The organism is Achromobacter sp. PD1 (assembly GCF_048541815.1).
Classification (GTDB): domain Bacteria; phylum Pseudomonadota; class Gammaproteobacteria; order Burkholderiales; family Burkholderiaceae_B; genus Achromobacter; species Achromobacter bronchisepticus_A.
Genome location: NZ_CP183349.1, coordinates 2,722,150 through 2,738,797, shown reverse-complemented (window position 1 = coordinate 2,738,797; position 16,648 = coordinate 2,722,150). Strand labels below are relative to the sequence as shown.

General features: G+C 66.7%; 18 protein-coding genes. 13 read left to right on the top strand and 5 right to left on the bottom strand.

Features of this window, described 5'->3' with window-relative positions; translation table 11 throughout:
- Positions 1 to 6 precede the first annotated feature (6 nt).
- Entirely contained in the window at positions 7 to 813 is an 807-nt protein-coding gene (locus ACM1PE_RS12845; protein ID WP_419343480.1) for a transporter substrate-binding domain-containing protein, read from the top strand.
- 27 nt (positions 814 to 840) lie between these two features.
- Positions 841 to 1,428 carry an IMPACT family protein gene (locus tag ACM1PE_RS12840; RefSeq protein WP_059380102.1) on the top strand — a complete coding sequence of 196 codons (588 nt, stop codon included), beginning with the start codon at positions 841 to 843 and terminating at the stop codon, positions 1,426 to 1,428.
- Positions 1,429 to 1,458: 30 nt separating this feature from the next.
- On the opposite strand, the gene ACM1PE_RS12835 is transcribed toward ACM1PE_RS12840, so the two are convergent.
- The 3 genes from ACM1PE_RS12835 to ACM1PE_RS12825 all read right to left on the bottom strand — a co-directional run bounded on the left by ACM1PE_RS12835 (position 1,459) and on the right by ACM1PE_RS12825 (position 4,519).
- Entirely contained in the window at positions 1,459 to 1,833 is a 375-nt protein-coding gene (locus ACM1PE_RS12835) for a thioredoxin family protein (RefSeq protein WP_013394055.1), read from the bottom strand.
- Between the two features lie 167 nt (positions 1,834 to 2,000).
- Complete coding sequence (locus ACM1PE_RS12830; protein ID WP_054453967.1) at positions 2,001 to 3,017, bottom strand: LLM class flavin-dependent oxidoreductase; 1,017 nt, start codon at positions 3,015 to 3,017, stop codon at positions 2,001 to 2,003.
- Between the two features lie 209 nt (positions 3,018 to 3,226).
- On the bottom strand, positions 3,227 to 4,519 hold the full coding sequence (locus tag ACM1PE_RS12825; protein WP_059380087.1) for an NCS2 family permease: 1,293 nt from the start codon (positions 4,517 to 4,519) through the stop codon (positions 3,227 to 3,229).
- 110 nt (positions 4,520 to 4,629) lie between these two features.
- Here ACM1PE_RS12825 and tsaD point away from each other — a divergent pair, with 110 nt between their 5' ends.
- Complete coding sequence (gene tsaD / locus ACM1PE_RS12820) at positions 4,630 to 5,661, top strand: tRNA (adenosine(37)-N6)-threonylcarbamoyltransferase complex transferase subunit TsaD (RefSeq protein WP_118932052.1); 1,032 nt, start codon at positions 4,630 to 4,632, stop codon at positions 5,659 to 5,661.
- Between the two features lie 51 nt (positions 5,662 to 5,712).
- On the opposite strand, the gene plsY is transcribed toward tsaD, so the two are convergent.
- Positions 5,713 to 6,354, bottom strand: coding sequence for a glycerol-3-phosphate 1-O-acyltransferase PlsY (gene plsY, locus ACM1PE_RS12815; RefSeq protein WP_059380089.1), 642 nt, complete (start codon positions 6,352 to 6,354; stop codon positions 5,713 to 5,715).
- A gap of 190 nt (positions 6,355 to 6,544) precedes the next feature.
- Here plsY and surE point away from each other — a divergent pair, with 190 nt between their 5' ends.
- The 7 genes from surE (at position 6,545) to rlmD (ending at position 13,330) form a co-directional block, all read left to right on the top strand.
- Complete coding sequence (surE, locus tag ACM1PE_RS12810) at positions 6,545 to 7,303, top strand: 5'/3'-nucleotidase SurE (RefSeq protein ID WP_059380090.1); 759 nt, start codon at positions 6,545 to 6,547, stop codon at positions 7,301 to 7,303.
- A complete protein-coding gene (locus tag ACM1PE_RS12805) occupies positions 7,288 to 8,112 on the top strand; it encodes a protein-L-isoaspartate(D-aspartate) O-methyltransferase (protein ID WP_059380091.1) in 825 nt (274 codons plus the stop codon). Before surE ends, ACM1PE_RS12805 begins: the two co-directional genes overlap by 16 nt.
- 17 nt (positions 8,113 to 8,129) lie before the next feature.
- A complete protein-coding gene (locus ACM1PE_RS12800) occupies positions 8,130 to 8,984 on the top strand; it encodes a peptidoglycan DD-metalloendopeptidase family protein (RefSeq protein WP_118932051.1) in 855 nt (284 codons plus the stop codon).
- On the top strand, positions 8,981 to 9,760 hold the full coding sequence (locus ACM1PE_RS12795; protein ID WP_118932050.1) for a 3'-5' exonuclease: 780 nt from the start codon (positions 8,981 to 8,983) through the stop codon (positions 9,758 to 9,760). Before ACM1PE_RS12800 ends, ACM1PE_RS12795 begins: the two co-directional genes overlap by 4 nt.
- A 181-nt stretch (positions 9,761 to 9,941) precedes the next feature.
- Positions 9,942 to 10,547: a hypothetical protein gene (locus tag ACM1PE_RS12790; protein ID WP_419343478.1), complete on the top strand. Its 606-nt coding sequence runs from the start codon at positions 9,942 to 9,944 to the stop codon at positions 10,545 to 10,547.
- 357 nt (positions 10,548 to 10,904) lie between these two features.
- On the top strand, positions 10,905 to 11,657 hold the full coding sequence (locus tag ACM1PE_RS12785; protein ID WP_059375682.1) for a TorF family putative porin: 753 nt from the start codon (positions 10,905 to 10,907) through the stop codon (positions 11,655 to 11,657).
- A 185-nt stretch (positions 11,658 to 11,842) separates the two neighbouring features.
- Entirely contained in the window at positions 11,843 to 13,330 is a 1,488-nt protein-coding gene (rlmD, locus tag ACM1PE_RS12780) for a 23S rRNA (uracil(1939)-C(5))-methyltransferase RlmD (RefSeq protein ID WP_251879954.1), read from the top strand.
- 22 nt (positions 13,331 to 13,352) lie between these two features.
- Here rlmD and cueR read toward each other — a convergent pair whose 3' ends face one another.
- The gene (gene cueR / locus ACM1PE_RS12775) at positions 13,353 to 13,745 is read right to left on the bottom strand and encodes a Cu(I)-responsive transcriptional regulator (RefSeq protein WP_059375687.1); all 393 of its coding nucleotides are present in this window, start codon (positions 13,743 to 13,745) and stop codon (positions 13,353 to 13,355) included.
- Positions 13,746 to 13,869: 124 nt separating this feature from the next.
- Between cueR and ACM1PE_RS12770 the strand changes: the two genes are divergently transcribed.
- From ACM1PE_RS12770 to ACM1PE_RS12760, 3 genes are all read left to right on the top strand, one after another.
- Positions 13,870 to 14,070, top strand: a complete 201-nt coding sequence (locus ACM1PE_RS12770; RefSeq protein WP_059375690.1) for a heavy-metal-associated domain-containing protein — start codon at positions 13,870 to 13,872, stop codon at positions 14,068 to 14,070.
- Between the two features lie 176 nt (positions 14,071 to 14,246).
- Positions 14,247 to 14,975, top strand: coding sequence for a glutathione peroxidase (locus ACM1PE_RS12765; RefSeq protein ID WP_054453993.1), 729 nt, complete (start codon positions 14,247 to 14,249; stop codon positions 14,973 to 14,975).
- A gap of 216 nt (positions 14,976 to 15,191) precedes the next feature.
- The gene (locus tag ACM1PE_RS12760; protein WP_419343475.1) at positions 15,192 to 16,628 is read left to right on the top strand and encodes a dihydrolipoyl dehydrogenase; all 1,437 of its coding nucleotides are present in this window, start codon (positions 15,192 to 15,194) and stop codon (positions 16,626 to 16,628) included.
- Positions 16,629 to 16,648: the final 20 nt, after the last annotated feature.

Here is a 16,648-nt window from a genome sequence, read left to right as displayed (position 1 = left end):
TTCCGCATGATCGGCCGCATCCGTCTGTTGGTCCTCGGCGCTTGCCTGGTTGCATCGGGTTTCGCACAGGCGCAGTCCGACGCCTTCGCGGCGGCTCGGGCGCGCGGCGAGCTGGTGGTGGGCGTGCCTTACCTGGCGCCGCCGCCTGCGGCCGGCGCCAAGATCCGCACGCCGGACGGCCTGGACGCGGCAATGACGGACAGAGTGGGGCAGAGCCTCGGACTGCCGGTGCGCCTGGTGCAATTGCCGCAGGAGCAGGCCGCTGCCGCGCTGGCGGCGGGACAGGTCGATCTGGTCCTGGCCGACGGCGAGTCGGCCCAACCGGACACCGTCGCGACGCAAGCCACGGGCTATGCCGCGCGTCCCAAGGCCGTGATCCGCAGCGATACCAGCCTGCGCCGGCCCGCCGACGTGCGCGGCCGCAGCGTCTGCATGGCCGAGGCCGCAACCGCTTCCCGCGCCTTGGCCGAAAGCTGGGGCGCCGTGGTGCGCACCTACCGCGTGCCGTCCGATGCGCTGGTCGCCGTGCGCGAAGGCAGCTGCGACATTGGCCTGGTCGACGACGCGGTCTGGGAGCCGCTGGTGCGCTTTCCGGAATGGAAGAAATTTTCCTCGACGCTGGCGGCCGATGGCGCCCGGCGCGAACGCGTGTGGCTGCTGCCGGCCGCCGACTCCGCCGGCCGCAACTGGCTGAGCCAGGAAATGCGCGCCTGGGATCACGCGGGCGCCTGGAAGGCCATGACCGCGAAGTGGGCGCGCGATGTGGCCTTCGACGTGTACCTCGATCAGGAAGTCCCTGACTGCCACGGCTAGGGGCTGCCGGCACATACAATGCCGGTCATGACGCACACGCTGACCGCCCCTTGCACCTACCAGGAAGACATCAAGAAAAGCCGCTTCGTCGCGTATGCGGCGCCTGTGTCCGGCGTGGACGAAGCCATGCGCTTCTTTGCCCAGCACAGCGACGCGGAAGCGACCCACAACTGCTGGGCCTACCGCATCGGCCAGGAATACCGCTTCAATGACGACGGCGAACCGGGAGGCACGGCTGGCCGTCCCATCCTGCAAGCCATTGAAGGCCAGGACATGGATCGCGTGGCGGTGCTGGTAGTGCGCTGGTACGGGGGCATCAAGCTCGGCGCAGGCGGACTGGTGCGCGCCTACGGGGGCTGCGCGGCCAACTGCCTGCGGCTTGGGGACCGGACCGAGATCGTGGATCTTGCAACCGTCGCCTGCGCTTGCGGCTTTGGCGAACTGGCGTTGCTGAAGTCGCGCCTGGCTCAGGCCGGCGCGGCCATCCTGCAAGAAGATTTCAACGAAGAAGGGGTTGCGCTACGGTTCACCGTGCCGCGCGCAGCGGTGGCGGACCTGGAAGTGACCGCCGCCAACATCACGCGCGGCCGTGCGGCCTGGGAAGTCGAGTCCTGATCCCAGGGGGCACGGGCCAGCGTAGAGTTTTCAGGCGTCCTGTCCGTTCTGGGCAGCCGCGATTTCCTGATGGACCTTTTCCATGTCCACTTCCTTGATCTTGGCGAGCAGCTCATTGAGCTGGCCGCCCGACAGGGCGCCCGGTTGCGAGAACAGCAGGACCTTCTCGCGGAAGACCATCAGGGTCGGGATCGAGCGGATGCCCAGTGCGCCGGCCAGTTCCTGTTCCACGTCGGTATTGACCTTGGCGAAGGTGACGTCGGGATGCTCGGTGGCGGCCTGCTCGAAGACCGGCGCGAAACCGCGGCAGGGGCCGCACCACGGCGCCCAGAAATCGACGATCAGCGTACCGTCGGGGGTGATGGCTTCCTGGAAGCTGTCTTTGGTGAGTTCAACAATACTCATTTTGAATCCTTGCCGGCGAGCGGCGTAAAAAGCGGTCTCAGAGGCCCGGGGTATGCCCGTCCCGGACCCGATGGGGCGTTGCGGCGGCGTTCGGTGCTTTAGAACGATAGTAGAGCGGGTAATGGCCGCGTCGCAATGGTTGGCGCCAGGGGCGCGGGCTGCGGCCCTCAGGCCGCGGTGCTTGCCGGGGCGCCGTTTTTCAACGACGCGACGATCTCGAAGGAGCGCAGGCGGTCGGCGATATCGTAGAAATCCGAGACGATCATGACTTCGTCGGCCTCGGTCTCGGCGACCAGCGCTTCCAGTTCGCGCCGGACGGTATCCGGGCCGCCCACGATCGCGGCGCCCAGTCTTTGATGGACCGCCTCGCGCTCCCATTCGTTCCACAGGCCGTCCATGCTGTCGACGGGCGGCTGCAGCTGCAGGCGGTTGCCGCGCACCAGCGACAGGAATTTCAGCTGCTGGGTGGTGGCCTGGCGCCTGGCGGCCTCATCGGTTTCGGCGGCCACGACCGGCACGCCTATCATGGCGTAGGGCCGCGCCAGCGTTGCCGACGGCTTGAACAAATGGCGGTACAGGCGCATGGCGGCCATGCCTTCAGGCGAGAAATGCCCCGCGAAGGAGAAGGGCAGCCCCAGCTCCGCGGCGAGCCGCGCGCTGAAATCGCTGGAACCCAGCAGCCAGATCGGAATGTCCAGGCCTTCGCCGGGAATCGCGCGCACCGGTTGCCCGGGGCGCGAAGGCGCCAGGAAGCCGCGCAATTCTTCGACCAGCGCAGGGAATTCCAAGCCGCTGCGCGGACCGCGGCGCAAGGCGTGCTGCGTGGCGCCGTCGCTGCCGGGTGCGCGGCCCAGACCCAGGTCGATGCGGCCAGGGTAAAGCGTTTCCAGCGTGCCGAACTGCTCGGCGATGATCAGCGGAGCATGGTTGGGCAGCATGACGCCGCCCGAGCCCACGCGCAGGGTGCTGGTGTGCGAGGCCACGTGGCCGATCAGCACCGCCGTGGCGCTGCTGGCCACGCCGTTGATGTTGTGGTGTTCCGCCAGCCAGAAGCGTTTGTAGCCCAGGCGTTCCACGTGCTGCGCGACCGCAACCGTGTTGCGGAAGGCGTCAGCCGCGTCGCGGCCCTGCACAATCGGGGCCAGGTCCAGTACGGAAAAAGGGATGCGTGCCAGGCTGCTCATGCGGAAACCTCCGTGTACACGGTGGAACAGGACAGCGGGGCGGAAACAAAGCGGGTAAGGCGCAAGGCGGACTCCATATGCCGTTATACATGGGGAGTGTATCGGTGAAATCAAGCGGACCCGCCAGCAACCTTATGGTGCGGCGGGTTGATTGATTTCCGCTATTCCTGCGATTGGCCCGCTCTGTAGGGCGGCTTTGGCGGCCTGGCCTAGCCTGGGAAGAAGGCGTAGCGGATCACGAACAGCGCGGCGACCAGCCAGGTCGCGGGATGCACGTCGCGGATCTTGCCGGTGGCCGTCTTCAGCACCACGTAGCTGATGAAGCCGAAGGCGATGCCGTTGGCGATCGAGTACGTGAACGGCATGACCAGCGCGGTCAGCGCTGCCGGCGTGGCTTCGCAGACGTCGTTCCAGTCGATGTCGATCAGTTCGCGCATCATCAGGCCGGCCACGTAGAGCAGGGCGGGCGCGGTGGCGTAGGCCGGCACGGCGCCGGCCAGCGGCGAAATGAACAGCGCAGCCAGGAACAGCACCGCGACGACCAGGGCGGTCATGCCGGTACGGCCGCCGGCCTGCACGCCCGAGGCGCTTTCCACGTAGGCGGTGGTGCTGCTGGTGCCCAGCATCGAACCGGCCACGATGGCGCTGCTGTCGGCAAAGAGCGCGCGGCCCAGGCGGTTGGGGCGGTTCTCGGGCATCAGGCCCGCGCGCTTGGCCACGCCCACCAGCGTGCCGGTGGCGTCGAACACTTCGACCAGCACGAACACCAGGATCACGTGCACGAAGCCGCTGTGCAGCGCGCCCAGGATGTCCAGCTTCATCAGCGTGGGCGCCAGGCTGGGCGGGGCGGCGAAGATGCCCTTGAATTCGTTGTAGCCCAGCGCCATCGACAGCACCGTGACCACCAGGATGCCGATCAGGATCGCGCCGCGCACGCGCAGCGCATCCAGCGCGGCGATGATGAAAAAGCCCAGGATGGCGAACAGCGGGCCCGGCTGGGTCAGGTCGCCCAGCGTGACCTTGGTGGCGGGATGCGCGACCACGATGTTGGCGCTGGATAGCGCGATAATGGCAAGGAACAGCCCGATGCCGGCGGCGATGGCGCTGCGCAGCGAATGCGGAATGCCCTTGACCAGCCAGACCCGGATGCCCGAGAACGTCAGGAACAGGAAGATCACGCCCGAGATGAACACGGCGCCCAGCGCCTGCTCCCAGGTGTAGCCCATGGTCTTGACCACGGTGAATGCGAAGAAGGCGTTCAGGCCCATGCCCGGCGCCATGCCGATCGGCCAGTTGGCGATCAGCGCCATCACCAGCGAGCCCAGCGCGGCGGCCAGGCAGGTGGCGACGAACACGGCATCGCGGTCCATGCCCGTCGACGACAGGATGTCCGGATTGACGAAGATGATGTACGACATCGTCAGGAAGGTCGTCAGGCCGGCGACCAGTTCCGTACGCGCTGTCGTGCCGTGTTCACGCAGCTTGAATAGCTTCTCGAGCATTCGAGTCCCCAATGTGTTTGCAGGATTGCGGGTTGTTGTGGGCGGGCCGGGTTGCCCGCCGGTTTTTCATGAAAGGGCGTATTTTCGCATCAGTTGTAAACTCTGCCGCCATGATTATTCTCGGCTTTGAAAGCTCCTGCGACGAAACCGGCGTCGCAGCCGTCTGTACGGAACGGGGCCTGCTCGCGCACGCGCTGCATACCCAGATCGCCATGCACCAGGAATACGGGGGCGTGGTGCCGGAACTCGCCTCGCGCGACCATATCCGCCGCGTCGTGCCGCTGACCCGCCAGGTCCTCGAGGACGCGGGCCTGCAAATGTCGGATGTCGGCGCCGTGGCCTATACGGCCGGCCCCGGCCTGGCCGGCGCCTTGCTGGTGGGCGCCAGCGTCGCGCAGTCATTCGCCTGGTCGCGCCATCTGCCCGCCATCGGCATCCATCACCTGGAAGGCCATCTGCTGTCGCCGATGCTGGCGGATCCGCGACCGGAATTTCCCTTCGTGGCCTTGCTGGTGTCCGGCGGACACACGCAGCTGATGCGCGTGGACGGGGTGGGACGCTATGAATTGCTGGGCGAAACGCTGGACGACGCCGCGGGCGAGGCCTTCGACAAGTCCGCCAAGCTGATGGGCCTGGGCTATCCGGGCGGGCCGGCGCTGTCCCGGCTGGCCGCCAGCGGCGATGCCGCGCGTTTCGATCTGCCGCGGCCCATGCTGCACAGCGGCGACCTGGATTTCAGTTTCAGTGGCCTGAAGACGGCGGTGCTGACCCGCGTCAAGGCCGCCGAGGCCGCGGGCGGTCTGGACGAACAGACCCGCGCCGACCTGGCCGCGGCCACGCAGGCGGCGATCGTGGAAGTGCTGGCGGCCAAGGCCATCAAGGCGCTGAAGCAGACTGGCCTGAAGCGCCTGGTGGTGGCCGGGGGCGTGGGCGCCAACCAGCTGCTGCGCGCCAAGCTGGACGCGGCGCTCAAGCCGCTCAAGGCGCGCGCCTATTTCCCGCCCCTGGAACTGTGCACCGACAACGGCGCCATGATCGCCTTTGCGGCCGCCGAGCGGGTCAAGGCGGGCCTGGCGACCCTGGATCCGGACGCGCACAGCTTCACTGTGAAGCCGCGCTGGGACCTGGCCGACATCGCCTGAAAATGAAAAGGGCGGCCTTGCCGGCCGCCCCGAAGCGCATTCGTTTCGCGCTTATTTCTTCTTGCCGCCGCCGATGCGGCTTTCCGTGCCCTGGACCAGGCGCGTGATATTGGCGCGGTGGCGGTAGAACAACAGCACGCCGATGGCCGCCAGCGCCACGCCCATGGACGGCTGCGCATACCAGGCCAGGCCAGAGCCGAACACGTAGTAGACAGGGGCGAAGAAGGCCGCCACCAGCGAAGCCAGGGACGAATAGCGGAAGAATACCGCGACGATGAGCCAGGTGGCCGCCGTGGCGACCGCCAGCCAGGGCTGGATCGCCACCAGCACGCCCAGCGCGGTGGCCACGCCCTTGCCGCCCTTGAAGCGCAGGAATATCGGGTACAGATGGCCCAGGAAGGCGGCCAGCGCCACCAGCGCCAGCGCGACGGGGGAGATCCCGGGAGCCAGCTTTTCGGCCAGCCAGATTGCGAACCATCCCTTGGCGGCGTCGCCCAGCAGCGTCAGCGCGGCGGCGGTCTTGTTCCCGGTGCGCAGCACGTTGGTGGCGCCCGGGTTCTTGGAGCCGTAGCTGCGGGGGTCTTGCAGGCCCATGAGCTTGCTGACGACCACCGCGAACGGCACGGAGCCGATCAGGTAGGCCAGCAGGATGAGCGCAGCGCTGAAGACCAGGGAGGGGTCGTTTATCGCCATGGAGAGAGGGTCCGTTGTTGTTGTGTTGTTGCCGTAATGGCTGCGGATTCTACCGCGCCCGGGGCCGGGTCCGGCTACGGGTTATCGAGCGGGGCGGCGGCCCCCGTCTGCCAGCCGATCGCACGGATGCCGGCCGCGGACGGTACAATCCGACGCGTTCACCCGCGTTTTATTTTCTTTCGGATGCACAATGCGAATTCTGGTTTCGAACGATGATGGTTATTCGGCCCCTGGGCTCGAGGCGCTGGTTGACGCGCTGCAAGGCCTGGGCGATCTCACCGTTGTCGCGCCCGAGACCAACCATAGCGGCGCGTCCAACTCGCTGACGCTGAACCGGCCTCTGTCGGTGCGCACCGCCTCCAACGGCTTCATCGCCGTCAACGGCACCCCGTCCGACTGCGTGCACGTGGCGCTCACCGGCCTGATGGATACCCGGCCCGACCTGGTCGTGTCCGGCATCAACAACGGCGCCAACATGGGCGACGACACCCTGTATTCGGGCACCGTGGCGGCCGCCAGCGAAGGCTATCTGTTCGGCATCCCGGCCATCGCGTTCTCGCTGGCCGAGAAGGGCTGGGCGCACATCGATTCCGCCGCGCGCGCCGCGCGCCTGGTGGTCGAGCGCCACCTGGCCCAGCCGCTGGCCGCGCCGGTGCTGCTGAACGTCAATATCCCCAGCCGCCGCTTCGAAGACATGCACGGCTTCGCGGTCACGCGCCTGGGCAAGCGCCATCCTTCGCAGCCGGTGGTGCGCACCACCACGCCATATGGCGATACGGTCTATTGGATCGGACCCGTGGGCCTGGCTGCCGACGCCACGCCGGGTACGGACTTTCATGCCGTCGAGCAGGGCACGGTGTCGGTCACGCCGCTGCGCCTGGACCTGACCCAGCACAGCCAGCTCGACGAGATCCGGACCTGGGCGGAGCCGCTATGCGTAAACGCGTAAGCCAGCCGGACGTGACCCAGCCCGTACCCGGGCGTACCGGTCCGGTGCGCTACGACTCGGGCCGGCTCAGTCCCGGCGTCACGCCCGCCAACAGCAACACCCGCATTTCTGCAGCCACGCTGCAACGCCAGACCCAGGCGCCCACGCCCGCATCGGGCAGCAATCTGGGCCTGAACTCGGACCGCCTGCGCCAGGCCATGGTCGAGCGCCTGCGCGCGCAGGGCATCACCGACGAACGCGTGCTCAACGCCATGGGCGCGGTGCCGCGTCATCTGTTCGTCGACGAGGCGCTGGCCAGCCGCGCTTACGAAGACGCCGCGCTGCCCATCGGCCATTCGCAAACCATCTCCCAGCCCTGGGTGGTGGCGCGCATGATCGCCGCCGCCTGCGACGACCGCACGCCCACCCGCGTGCTGGAAGTCGGCGCGGGTTGCGGCTACCAGGCGGCGGTACTCGCGCAGTTCGTGCGCGAGGTTCACTCCATCGAACGCATCCGCGGACTGTATGAACTTGCGCGCGAACATCTGCGCGCCTTGCGGCTCACCACCAGGATCCGCTTGATCTACGGCGACGGCATGCTGGGTCTGCCCGGCGTGGCGCCGTTCGATGCTATCGTTGTGGCTGCCGCTGGCCTTGCCATCCCGCAGGCGCTGCTCTCGCAGCTCGCGCCGGGTGGCCGCCTGATCGCTCCGGAAGGGGGCGCCAACCAGCGCCTGGTTCTTATCGAACGCACAGGCGCGGCCAGCTGGAAACGCACTGAATTAGAGGCCGTGCGCTTTGTGCCGCTACGGGCCGGAATACAATCTTGAGCAAACAGGAGAAACGTATGCTCAACGGGCAGTTGCAACTGACCGATATCACCCTGGGCGCGTCCATGACGCGCCTGCGCCGCCCGCTCTTCATCGCGGGGGCTCTCAGCCTGTCCATCCTGGCTGGCTGCGCTTCCAAAGGTACTCGCGCTCCGGTGGTCGACATGACCGGCGGGCAACCCGCGCCGGCCACCCAGACCGGCGGCACCTATGTGGTGAAACCGGGCGACACGCTCTACAAGATCGCCCGCGCCAACAATGTGGATGTCGAGAACGTCAAGCGTTGGAACAACCTCAGCGATCCCAACCAGATCTCGGTCGGCCAGGTCCTGAAGATGTCCGGCAGCGCCAGCGGCGGGGCGCAGACCGCGCCGGTCGCGGGCACCAAGCCGCAGCCGCGTCCGCTGGACCAGCCGGAAACCCTGCCGCCGCCCACCACTGAAACCACCACGCCGCCACCCACGGCGCCGGTCGAAACCAAGCCCGCCACGCGCGCGGCCGACGCGGCCGTCATCAATTGGGCCTGGCCTGCCAGCGGCCAGATCGTGCAGGGCTTCAACAACAGCAGCAAGGGCATCGACATCGCCGGCGCGCTGGGCGATCCGGTCACCGCCGCCGCGGACGGGCTGGTCAAGTACAGCGGCAACGGTGTGCGCGGCCTGGGCAACCTGATCATCGTCGAGCACCAGAACGGTTTCATCACCGCCTACGCGCACAACCGCGCGGTGCTGGTGAAGACGGGCCAGAACGTCAAGCGCGGCGCCAAGATCGCCGAACTCGGCCAAAGCGATACCACCTCGCCGCGCCTGCACTTCGAAATCCGCCGCCAAGGCCAGCCGGTGGATCCCATGCAGTATCTGCCCGCCCGATGACGCCGACTCTCGTCTTCGACCTGGAAACCATCCCCGACGCCGAGGGGCTGCGCAAGCTCAACGGCTGGGGGGCTGACGTTCCCGACCAGGAAGTGGTCGAACGCGCCCTGACCGCGCGCCGCGAGGCCGTGGGCCATGATTTCCTGCCGCTGCATCTGCACAAGGTGGCGGTGGTGGGCTGCGTGTTCCGCGACGACCAGGGCTTTCGCGTCAAGACCCTGGGCCAGCCCGACGATCCCGAGGCAGCCTTGCTGGCGGGTTTCTTCAAGACCATCGAGCGCTACACGCCCAAGCTCGTGAGCTGGAACGGTTCCGGCTTCGACCTGCCGGTGCTGCATTACCGTAGCCTGATCCAGGGCGTACCCGCGCCGCGTTACTGGGACATGGGCGAGGAAGACCGCGACTTCAAGTTCAACAACTACATCTCGCGCTATCACTCCCGGCACCTCGACCTGATGGACCTGCTGGCCAAGTACAACGGCCGCGCCAACGCGCCGCTGGACGAACTCGCCAAGCTTTGCGGTTTTCCGGGCAAGCTGGGCATGGACGGCAGCAAGGTGTGGGAAGCCTGGAGCCAGGGCCGCGCCGACGAGGTGCGGGCCTATTGCGAAACCGACGTGGTCAACACCTGGCTGGTGTATTGCCGTTTCCGCTTCCTGCGCGGCGAGCTCGACCGCACTTCCTACGAAACGGAAATCGCCTTGGTGCGGGACACCCTCAGCGCCAGCGATGCGCCGCACTGGAAGGAATACATGGCGGCCTGGGACGCCAACTGAGCGGTGTCTTGGCCGGAGGATCCGTCCTCCCGGCGGACAGGATCGAACGGGGCCCGTGCGGCCCCGTTCTTGCGTCTGGCGCCTGCGCAATCGACTGAAACATTGCTTGCGCCAGCGAAACCTGGATGAAACCGGGCCAGTCGCACAATGGCCTCGCTTTCTTCACTTTCAGGAGACCTACATGTCCCGATTCGCTATCCGCTCCAATTTGGCCGCTCTTGCATTTGTCGCCGCGACGGGCGGCCTGGTGGCCGGCTCCGTCATGGCTGCGCCTCCTCCTCCCGCTGACGGCGGTCCCGCCGCCATGCACGATGGCCAGCGTGGCGGCTTCCACAAAGGCATGCGCGACGGCCTCTTCATTCCCGGCCTGGGTCCCGTGACCAAGGCCCAGGTCGCCGAGCTGAAGCTGGACGACAAGCAGCAGGCCTTGTTCAAGAGCGCGCAGGACGGCCAACGCAGCCTGCACGAAGCCATGCGCGCCTCTGGCGACAAGCGTCATGACCTGCTGAAGGCGCAGCTGGACAGCGGCAAGCTGGATCCCCGCGCGCTGGTCGAGCAGTCCGAAAAATCGCGTGATGCCTTCGGCCCCCAGGCCAAGCAGGTGCGCGACCAATGGCTTGCGGTCTGGGACAGCCTGAATGACACCCAGCGCGGCCAGGTGACCAAGTTCGTCAAGGAACGCCAGGATCGCATGCAGGAGCGCCATGCCCGCATGGAAGGACGCCACGGCAAGGGCAAGGCTGAAGCGCCTGCCGCCGCCGCACCGGCCAAGCCTGCCGCCAACTAAGCCGTGTGGCCGGCCGTCCTGGCCGACCCACGCCAGCAACCCCGGACACGCGACCGCGTGCCGGGGTTTTTCATTTGGCGTCCCGGATGGTGGCTAGCGGCGGCCCGCCATGCGAGCCGATCCGCAGCGGGTTCCCCGTTTTGACGCATAGGGGCGTGCGCCGGCGCTCGCGTCCGCACTGTTCTGGTGCGGGGCGGGTGCCGCCAGCGCCGCATGCGCCGCCGTATCGGCCTGCGCCAGACCTGGCACGGACATTGCTTTGTGGAGTAGGAACCGGTTTCAAACGCTGCACCGCCGGTCCTTGGGATGCGCCTCGGCCATCCGCCCACTCGACAAATCCGATCAGGACTCCGCACCATGAAGAAGACGTTGCTAGCCGTGCCCTTTGCGCTCGCCGCTTGTTTCGCCGCGACGGCGCAGGCCGAACCCACCGATCTGGGCGGCGGATTCTCGCTCAGCGGCAACGCCGCCATCGTCAGCGACTACCGTTTCCGCGGCTACTCGCAGACCGACTTCCGGCCTGCCGTGCAGCTGGGCTTTGACCTGACCCACAGTTCCGGCTTCTATCTGGGCAACTGGAACTCGAACGTGTCCGATTTCGTCTTCACCGACGGCAACCTGGAAATGGATTTCTATGGCGGCTGGAAGGGCGACGTGGGCGGCGGCTTCACGCTGGACGCGGGCGTGCTGCATTACTACTACCCCGGTTCCAGCTCGCCGAAGGGCGGAAACTACAACAACACCGACCTCTATCTGGGCGCGTCCTACGGCAACTACAGCCTCAAGTACTCCTACACGCCCAGCGACTTCTTCAGCACGCCGGACAGCAAGGGCACCTGGTATCTGGACGGCACGGCCAATTTCGATCTGGGCGACGGTTGGGGCCTGGTCGGCCACCTGGGCTACCAGAAGCTCAAGAACCAGACCAATATGGACGGCGATTCCATCGGCCATTACGTCGACTACAAGCTCGGCGTGACCAAGGACCTGAAGGGCTGGATCCTGGGCCTGGCCGCGGTGGGCGCGACCAAGGACAACTGGCTGCCGACCAAGTACGGCCATCCCTCGGGCCGCCTGGGCGCGGTTTTCTCGGTGGCGCGTTCCTTCTGACCGATATCCGTGGCGGCGCCTGGCAGCGCCGGCTTTTGGGCTTGCCAAGGATTGGCGGCGTCCGCCGTCCGCGGCAAGCCCTTTTTTCATCGGAAGGCCGTTCCGGCCCCGCATGGCCATTTCCAGGAATGGCCGCAGTCCTTTTACAATAGCGGGTTGCGTGTAATTCTTCTGGACTGCGTGAGATGTCTGACGTTTTGAGTATTGAATCCCTGGACCTGGAAGCCAGGGGTATCGCCCGCCGCGACGGGAAAGTCGTCTTCGTGGAAGGCGCCTTGCCGGGCGAACGGGTCACCACGGTTACGCTGCGCCGCAAGCCGTCCTACGAGATCGCGCGCGTGGACGAGGTGCTGCGGCCCTCGTCGCAGCGGGTGACGCCGCGTTGCCCGCATTTCGGCGTCTGTGGCGGCTGCGCCATGCAGCATCTGGAGCCCAGCACGCAGGTGGCGATCAAGCAGCGTTCGCTGGAAGATACTTTCTGGCACGTCGGCAAATTGCGTCCGGCGCGCATCCTGGCGCCGCTGCAAGGCCCGACCTGGGGCTACCGTTACCGCGCCCGCCTGTCGGTGCGCGTGGTGCCCAAGAAGGGCGGCGTGCTGGTCGGCTTCCATGAGCGCAAGAGCAGCTACGTGGCCGACATGCGCGAATGCCATGTGCTGCCGCGCCACGTGAGCGACCTGCTGATCCCCCTGCGCGAAATGATCGGTTCCATGTCCGCGCCGGACCGCATGCCGCAGATCGAAGTGTCGCTGGGCGAGGGCGTCACCGCGCTGGTCCTGCGCCATTTGCTGCCGTTGACCGACGGCGACATCGCCATCCTGCGCGCCTTCGCCGCCAAGCACAACGTGCAATGGTGGCTGCAGTCCAAGGGTCCGGAAACCGTGCACCCGCTGGAGCGCGAGCACGGCGACACGCTGGCCTACACCATGCCGGAATTCGGCCTGCGCATGCCGTACCGGCCCACCGATTTCACTCAGGTCAACCACGCCATCAACCGCGCCATGGTGTCGCGCGCCCTGAAGCTGCTTGAAGTGCAGCCGACCGACCGCGTGGCGGATCTGTTCTGCGGGCTGGGCAACTTCACGCTGCCGCTGGCGACGCAGGGCAGGGAAGCCGTGGGCGTGGAAGGCAGCAAGGCGCTGACCGACCGCGCTTTCGACGCGGCATCGCGCCATGGCCTGGGCGATCGCACCAGCTTCGCCACCCTGAACCTGTTCGAGGTGGACGTGGAATGGCTGCGCGGCCTGGGCTATTTCGACCGTATGCTGATCGATCCGCCGCGCGAAGGCGCGCATGCCGTGGCGCAGGCCCTGTCGCAGCTGGAGGCGCACGAGCGTCCCGTGCGCATTGTCTACGTGTCCTGTAACCCGGCCACGCTGGCGCGCGACGCGGCCATCATGGTGCATGAAGGCGGCTACGTGTTGAAGAGCGCGGGCGTGATCAACATGTTCCCGCACACGGGCCATGTGGAGTCCATCGCGGTGTTCGAATCGCTGGACGCCGAGGGCATCCAGGTCGTGCGGGAACGGGCCCGCCAGCGCGCCATCCAGGCGGCGGCGGAAGCGGCCGCCGCGGAAGAGGCCAAGGCCGCGGCCGCCGCCGAGAAGGCGGCCGCCAAGCAGGCGGCCACCGACGCCTATCACGCCAAGGTCGCGGCCGAAGCCCAGGACTGATGGCCGCGAGGCCTGGGCCGCTTCAGTGCTTGCAGCCCAGGCCTTCCAGTATCGGGCAGTCCGGCCGATCATTGCCCTGGCAGTGCTCGGCCAGATGCTTCAGGGTCGCCGCCATGTCGCGCAGCGCCTCGGCCTTGCGCTCCAGTTCCTGCACGTGTTCCAGCGCGATGCGCTTGACGTCGGCGCTGGCGCGGCTGCGGTCCTTCCACAGCGCCAGCAGCTCGTTCATCTGTTCCACCGAGAAACCCAGGTCGCGCGCGCGGCGCACAAAGTGCAGCGTATGCAGATCGTGTTCGCTGTACACGCGGTAGCCGGAATCCGTGCGTCCGGCAGGGCTGATCAGGCCGATGCTTTCGTAGTAACGGATCATCTTGGCGGAAATGCCCGAACTCTTGGATGCCTCTCCGATATTCATTGCTCTGCTCCTGTGTAGCCTGAGTGCGATTCTACGCTTGACCTTGCCATCATAGGAAGGTTTAAGCTGTTTTCCATGGTGGACGAAACGCAGTCCATCACCCTTGAATCCTATGGAGATAACTATGAGCATCGAGTTCCAAGTGGCTGACATGACCTGCGGCCATTGCGCCAAGACCATCACGGCGGCGGTGAACCAGGCGGCGCCGGGCGCGACTGTCACAATCGATTTGCCCACCCACCGCGTGACCGTGACCGGGGCCGATGACGCCGGCAAGATCGAGGACGCGATCCGCGACGCCGGCTACCAGCCGCTGCCGGTGTAATGCCTCCAGGCGCGAGGCCGGGCTATGATAGGTTCGACCTCGCGCTAGCTATTTATTCATTGCCAAAATCTATTGATTCATTGAATTTATTAAATTTGAATAATTGATAGTAAGGATTTATCATTCTTTCCATGGTGGTTAATCAAACAACCCCGCTACCCCAAGGAGAGATTTGAATGCTGCAAAACCGCGAAGGCCAACGTGTTCCGAACGTAACGTTCCCGGTCCGTGAGGACAACACCTGGAAGAAGGTCACGTCCGACGACCTGTTCAAGAACAAGACCGTCGTGGTCTTTTCCCTGCCCGGCGCCTTCACGCCGACCTGCTCGTCGACCCACCTGCCGCGCTACAACGAACTGGCTCCCGCCTTCTTCGCCGCCGGCGTGGACAGCATCGTCTGCGTGTCGGTCAACGACACCTTCGTCATGAACGAATGGGCCAAGGATCAGGAATCGGCCAACATCACGCTGCTGCCCGACGGCAACGGCGAGTTCACCGAAGGCATGGGCATGCTGGTCGACAAGAGCGACCTGGGCTTCGGCAAGCGCAGCTGGCGCTACTCCATGCTGGTCAAGGACGGCGTGGTCCAGAAGATGTTCATCGAGCCGGAAAAGGAAGGCGACCCGTTTGAAGTGTCGGACGCCGACACCATGCTGGCGCACTTCGCCCCGTCGGCCAAGAAGCCCGACCAGGTGGTCGTGTTCTCCAAGCCGGGCTGCCCGTTCTGCGTGGAAGCCAAGGCGCTGCTGGATGCCAAGGGTTACGCCCCGATCGAGATCCCGCTGGAAAACAAGGTCCGTGGCCGCGTGATCGGCGCCGTCTCGGGCAAGGGTACCGCCCCGCAGGTGTTCATCAACGGCGCGCTGATCGGCGGCCTGGAAGACCTGAAGGCGCACTTCGCCTAAGCGTCTGCAACGCTACCGGCCCCGGGTCTGCCCTGGGGCCGGGCAGGGCGCAGCGGCGGTCCGCCGCCTGCTGCTCCCGTCACAAGTTTCCCTTTTTACGCACCTTTGCGCGCGGCCCCTCGGGCGCTGCGGGACTGCCCACGTCCAGAGGGTGCGAAAAAAGGCGGAACCCGCCTTTGAATTCCTGCTCCACGCCACATCGGGGGATACCCAGTCATGAAAACTCTGCATACCGATATTGCTGTCATCGGCGCCGGCACGGCCGGCCTGGCCGCCTACCGCGCCGCCCGCGCCGCGGGGCTGCGCGCGGTGCTGATCGAAGGCGGCCCGTACGGCACGACCTGCGCCCGCGTCGGCTGCATGCCGTCCAAGCTGCTGATCGCTGCCGCCGAAGCGGCCCACAACGCGGCTCACACCGAGCCGTTCGGCGTGCACGTGGGCGGCGAGATCACGGTCGATGGCGCCGAAGTGATGGACCGCGTCAAGCGCGAGCGCGACCGCTTTGTCGGCTTTGTGCTGGAAGGCGTGGAGAGCATTCCCGCCGAAGACAAGCTGCGCGGCTATGCGCGCTTCGTGTCGGACACGGTGCTGCAGGTGGACGAGCATACCGAGGTGCATGCATCCCGCGTGGTGATCGCCACCGGGTCGCGGCCCTCGGTGCCGCCGCCGTTCCGTGCGCTGGGCGACCGACTGGTGCTGAACGACGACGTGTTCGCCTGGGATGATCTGCCAGGCCGCGTCGCCGTGTTCGGTCCCGGCGTGATTGGCCTGGAGCTGGGCCAGGCGCTGGCGCGCCTGGGCGTGGAGGTGCGCGTGTTCGGCGTCAGCGGCAGCCTGGCCGGCATCAGCGATCCGCAGGTGCGCAATACGGCGCGCAAGATCTTCCAGCGCGAGTTCTATCTGGATCCGGACGCCCGCGTGCTGGAAACGACCCGGGTCGGCGACGAAGTGGAAGTGCGCTACGTGGCGCTGGACAATACCGAACGCACCGAACGCTTCGACTACGCGCTGGTGGCTACCGGCCGCCGCGCCAACGTGGACGGACTGGGCCTGGAAAACACCTCGCTGCAACTGGATAAGCATGGCGTGCCGGTATTCGACCGCGAAACCATGCAGGCGGGCAATGCGCCCATCTTCATCGCGGGCGACGCCAACGCCGACGCGCCGCTGCTGCACGAGGCCGCCGACGAAGGCCGCATCGCCGGCGAAAACGCGGCCCGCTACCCCGAAGTGCGCAAGGGCCTGCGCCGCGCGCCGCTGGCGGTGGTGTTCTCGGACCCGCAGATCGCCATGGCCGGGCAGGGCCACGCACGGCTGGTGCCGGGCACCTTCGTGATCGGCGAAGTGGACTTCAGCGACCAGGGCCGCTCGCGCGTCATGCTGAAGAACCGCGGCATGCTGCACGTCTATGCCGACATCGAAACGGGCCGCTTCCTGGGCGCCGAAATGGTCGGTCCCAGCGCCGAGCACATCGGCCACCTGCTGGCCTGGGCCGTGCAGCAGGAGCTGACCGTGGCGCGCATGCTGGAAATGCCGTTCTATCATCCCGTGATCGAGGAAGGCCTGCGCACCGCGCTGCGCGATGCGGCGGCCAAGCTGGCCCGGGCGCAGGAAGCGCTGCAGCGCGAAGAGCCGCAGAGCGAGACCGCCTGAACGCCCCAGGCATCCTGCGC

Excerpts from the sequence above, each read along its gene's own strand:
- ACM1PE_RS12845 (WP_419343480.1), top strand. The coding sequence starts at position 7 with ATGATCGGCCGCATCCGTCTGTTGGTCCTCGGCGCTTGCCTGGTTGCA.
- ACM1PE_RS12840 (WP_059380102.1), top strand. The coding sequence starts at position 841 with ATGACGCACACGCTGACCGCCCCTTGCACCTACCAGGAAGACATCAAG.
- ACM1PE_RS12835 (WP_013394055.1), bottom strand. The coding sequence starts at position 1,833 with ATGAGTATTGTTGAACTCACCAAAGACAGCTTCCAGGAAGCCATCACC.
- ACM1PE_RS12830 (WP_054453967.1), bottom strand. The coding sequence starts at position 3,017 with ATGAGCAGCCTGGCACGCATCCCTTTTTCCGTACTGGACCTGGCCCCG.
- ACM1PE_RS12825 (WP_059380087.1), bottom strand. The coding sequence starts at position 4,519 with ATGCTCGAGAAGCTATTCAAGCTGCGTGAACACGGCACGACAGCGCGT.
- tsaD (WP_118932052.1), top strand. The coding sequence starts at position 4,630 with ATGATTATTCTCGGCTTTGAAAGCTCCTGCGACGAAACCGGCGTCGCA.
- plsY (WP_059380089.1), bottom strand. The coding sequence starts at position 6,354 with ATGGCGATAAACGACCCCTCCCTGGTCTTCAGCGCTGCGCTCATCCTG.
- surE (WP_059380090.1), top strand. The coding sequence starts at position 6,545 with ATGCGAATTCTGGTTTCGAACGATGATGGTTATTCGGCCCCTGGGCTC.
- ACM1PE_RS12805 (WP_059380091.1), top strand. The coding sequence starts at position 7,288 with ATGCGTAAACGCGTAAGCCAGCCGGACGTGACCCAGCCCGTACCCGGG.
- ACM1PE_RS12800 (WP_118932051.1), top strand. The coding sequence starts at position 8,130 with ATGCTCAACGGGCAGTTGCAACTGACCGATATCACCCTGGGCGCGTCC.
- ACM1PE_RS12795 (WP_118932050.1), top strand. The coding sequence starts at position 8,981 with ATGACGCCGACTCTCGTCTTCGACCTGGAAACCATCCCCGACGCCGAG.
- ACM1PE_RS12790 (WP_419343478.1), top strand. The coding sequence starts at position 9,942 with ATGTCCCGATTCGCTATCCGCTCCAATTTGGCCGCTCTTGCATTTGTC.
- ACM1PE_RS12785 (WP_059375682.1), top strand. The coding sequence starts at position 10,905 with ATGAAGAAGACGTTGCTAGCCGTGCCCTTTGCGCTCGCCGCTTGTTTC.
- rlmD (WP_251879954.1), top strand. The coding sequence starts at position 11,843 with ATGTCTGACGTTTTGAGTATTGAATCCCTGGACCTGGAAGCCAGGGGT.
- cueR (WP_059375687.1), bottom strand. The coding sequence starts at position 13,745 with ATGAATATCGGAGAGGCATCCAAGAGTTCGGGCATTTCCGCCAAGATG.
- ACM1PE_RS12770 (WP_059375690.1), top strand. The coding sequence starts at position 13,870 with ATGAGCATCGAGTTCCAAGTGGCTGACATGACCTGCGGCCATTGCGCC.
- ACM1PE_RS12765 (WP_054453993.1), top strand. The coding sequence starts at position 14,247 with ATGCTGCAAAACCGCGAAGGCCAACGTGTTCCGAACGTAACGTTCCCG.
- ACM1PE_RS12760 (WP_419343475.1), top strand. The coding sequence starts at position 15,192 with ATGAAAACTCTGCATACCGATATTGCTGTCATCGGCGCCGGCACGGCC.